Genomic DNA, 3,680 nt, shown 5'->3' on the forward strand with positions numbered 1-3,680 from the left:
CGTGATTGTTCCTTGAAGCATGCGTTGCTGATTGCATGCCTACGAAATACGCAAAGAAAGGTCACTGAAACGCGGACGGAAACGATGACATTTACCGAACGACCTTGATGGAAGTTTGACTGGACGAGATGTTTCTCGTAACGGAACGCGACGACGAGCCGGAGGTACTGAGCCGGCTGCGCTCACGAATGAGTGCTTCGCGTTCGATTTGACGAACGTGGTTGCTTCGTCAGTTGAGAACGGGGTGGCCATCATTCGGTTGGCCCAAAACAATTGCGGGGAGAAGCGGAATGAGGCCTGAAATACAGGCGCGCACGATGCGCACGATGAGGATCTTGAGCGGGATCTGGACGACCGGTCAGCCCGAGGAGAGATCGGAATTGGATCATGTGGCTCTTTGGAAAACGGCTGAGCTAAAGGGTGTCTCCCTTTACACCGCCCCAGCCTACCTTACCGAAATCGATGGAGAGAAAACTCACGGCGTCGCCTATGCCTACAGCAACGGAAACGACATCTGCGGCGGCTTCAACGCCCCGGAGGTTCCGGGCGAAACCAATATCGTGAGTCTAGAGACGTTCGATATCGCGCTCGGTGATTTTCTCGAGATACTAGCCCCCGCCACGGCGCGGAACCCCGTCGGTAGGGAATATGCCCGCGCCAAGGCCTAAACATCCCCGGAATGTTCTCGCCGGGCCGCATTGCCGACCGCGTCGATGATCGCGGACGTGTCGCAGGCGTAAAGCCCGGAGCATGAGAACGCGTTCAGCTCTAGGAGCCGGGCCACTGATTTGCCGTCGATCTCGGCCAACGCCACGTCGCAGGTGAAGACCGTGTCGGGCTTCCAGTCTCGTTTTGCGACTTCATCCGCGACCTCGCGGCAGGACGGGTGAACGTCGGACCGCACGTCCAGAGTCCGATCCCAGCCATATGTACTCCCCGTCACCACCTCGTTTCCGCAAATGATGAATCTAGCTTCTCCGAGAATTATTTTCGGCGCAGCGACGACGACAAGTTCGTCGTCGTTAACGTTGGAAAGTCGGCGGAGAGAATTGACCTCGTGATCGAAATCGTCTGCCTTGACAACCAATCCGGTGAAGGCCTTCGTCACCCTGTTGGGCCGAATGAAATGATCGCGTCCGGAGTTCGCGTTGCGTCTGACGAATTCCGCGAAGGGCATAATGACGAAGTCGTCGTTCATCATTAGGTCGCCGTAGTGGGCTCCGAAGGCGGCATAGGAAAGATTGTCCATCCTCGCATAGAAACCGGGCGTCCATCTTCCGGGAAACCGACGCTCGACATGCTTGATGAACTGGACCGACCCCCAGGCAACAACGCATTCGCCCTCCCCGAAAACGGGGTCATCGAGCGGCTTGAGGGCTGTGTGATTGACCACGCTACATCGGTGTCCGGATGCCTCCGCCGCCTCGGCGAGATTTGGCCGTTTGGTTGGAAGCGCACGCCTAAGAAGAGTTTCGTGTATAAGCCAGCAAATGTCGGATGAGGACATTTTAAGACACTCCCGACACGCGTTCACCGTCTTCGTTTAATTCCAGCGTTGAGATAGAATCATCACCCGGTTCTTGGCGCGCTGCAAGGACTTGACTCGGATTTTGTCTTGCCGCCGAACATGCCACATTCACTTGAGCATTTACTGGAGAACGACATGGGCAAAAGTGAACGACGCCAACTGACAATGCACCCCAAGATTCTATGGGACATCATCCGCCGTCAGGCCGGGTCCCCTGGAAAGGCGGTCCTTGAGGGCGTTATGAACTCGATCGACGCGGGAGCGACGCGGTGCGATCTCGAGTTGACGACGAAAAAATTCAAGATCTCGGACGACGGAAAGGGCTTCGTGAATGATGAAGAGATCTCCCTCTTCTTCGAAACCTTCGGTCATCCGCACGTCGAGGGAGATGCGACCTACGGACGGTTCCGTATGGGTCGCGGTCAGATTTTCGCGTTCGGAAGAAACAGGTGGACCACCAATGAATTCCGAATGAATGTCGATCTACAGCCTCAAATGAATGACAGCCGCCAAGACTACGGTCTCGGCTACGACTTCAAGAAAGTTGAGGAGAAGAAGCCGGGCTGTCATATTGAAGTAGACCTCTACAAAGAGTTGTCACCTTTTGAATTCGAGAGCATGCGTCGCGAGATCGCTGACTACGTCATGTTCGCACAGATCCCGATCACGCTGAACGGTGAGGTCATCTCCAAGAAACCGGAGGACCAGAAGTGGGACTTCGAGACAGAGGATGCCTACTGCAAGTTCAAGGCCTCGGGTAATCTCTCCGTCTACAACCTCGGCGTTCTGGTCAGGGGATACTCCTCTTACGAGATGGGAACTGGCGGTATCGTCGTTGCCAAGAAGAAACTCGATGTCAATTTCGCCAGAAACGACATCCAGAGCGACTGCAAGGTGTTCCAGCGCATCAAGAGGTTTGTGAAGCAGCAGTCGGGTGAGAAGATCGCAAAAAAACCGTCTTTGAACGATGCCGAACGCGAAAGCGCTGTTCGCTCCATCATCAGCGGCGAAAAGTCACTTGAAAACGCCTACGGCCTGCGGTTGTTGACGGATGTGACGGGCTCCCAGCTCCCATTCTCGTCTCTCAGCAGGATCGGCGTGAATTACTGCGGAACCTTAACAAGCGCGCCGAAAAGTGATCGTCTTGGAGAGACCGTTCACACGCGCAAGATGGCCCTCGTCTTGGCGGACCAGACGTTGGACCGTTTCGGAGTGGACTCGGTCGCCGATCTCATCGGGAAGCTTAAGATGATCGTCGCCCGCGACATGGGGGAACGCTCGTCTCTCCAAAGAGATCTCGATGAGATAAAGGTCGCCGACATCGGTGAATTCGGGAAATTCATCTCCAGGCACCACGAACCCATCGCGGACAAGGAACTGAACAAGGCCGAGCTGATGGCGATCAAAGCTATTCGGGCAGGCGGAAGTTCGATGTACTATGAAGGGATTCGCATCGACCGCGATAGAGCGGTTCCGGTTTTCCGAACCGGGAATCACACCCCGAGTGGATGGGATGGGCGAAACATACAAGTCGGCGTATCGGACACTGCGGACGGATGGACAAACGGCACAGAGAACATCTGGGTCAATCGCGCCCTCCTTCCGCTGGTCAAGCAAGGCGTCAAGGGATCGCTGAAACTAGCGGCCCTCCTGCTGCACGAATATCTGCATGAGGAGCCCAGCACAGGAACGCATGATCACGGCGTTGAGTTCTACGAGAGGTTCCACGACCTCGCAATCGACCACGACATTCTTCTAAATACAGCGAAGGTCATTACGGAGACCGCGGTGAAGCTTCTCGAGCAGGATGGCAGGCGCGGAACCAAGGCCATGATCTCTCTCGAGGATCTGGAGGTCAGGGCGAAAAACATAGGCCTCGGCGAAACCGAAGATTCGTCGCCCCTTTCTATCGCTCCAGAGGCGATCAAGGAGCCAGTTTCCTCTGTGGTTCCGGAGACTTCAAAGGAGCCGAAGATGGCAGCCAGAGAGAAGCCGTCGTTGGAGAAAAAGAAGCCGAAGGAGCGCTGCAAGACGACGGCCGTCAAGAAGGCTTCAGGGCAGTTCGATTTCTTCAAGGGCCCGGGCGGCACGGGCTTGTAAAAGACCGAAAGAAAGGCGTGAACGTCCGGCGAACCCGACCTGCCGGTCATTG

The 3,680-nt window shown here is 55.7% G+C and carries 3 protein-coding genes; 2 read left to right on the forward strand and 1 reads right to left on the reverse strand.

Annotated features, from left to right (window positions below; translation table 11 throughout):
- Positions 1-290: 290 nt before the first annotated feature.
- Positions 291-668, forward strand: coding sequence for a hypothetical protein (locus E1297_RS03585; RefSeq protein ID WP_155133985.1), 378 nt, complete (start codon positions 291-293; stop codon positions 666-668).
- Here E1297_RS03585 and E1297_RS03590 read toward each other — a convergent pair.
- On the reverse strand, positions 665-1,393 hold the full coding sequence (locus tag E1297_RS03590; RefSeq protein ID WP_196223178.1) for an ATP-grasp domain-containing protein: 729 nt from the start codon (positions 1,391-1,393) through the stop codon (positions 665-667). The two genes, E1297_RS03585 and E1297_RS03590, sit on opposite strands and share 4 nt — an antisense overlap.
- A gap of 270 nt (positions 1,394-1,663) precedes the next feature.
- Between E1297_RS03590 and E1297_RS03595 the strand changes: the two genes are divergently transcribed.
- Entirely contained in the window at positions 1,664-3,628 is a 1,965-nt protein-coding gene (locus E1297_RS03595; protein ID WP_196223179.1) for an ATP-binding protein, read from the forward strand.
- The last annotated feature ends 52 nt before the right edge of the window (positions 3,629-3,680 follow it).

The sequence above is a fragment of the Roseibium sp. RKSG952 genome (genome assembly GCF_009711355.1).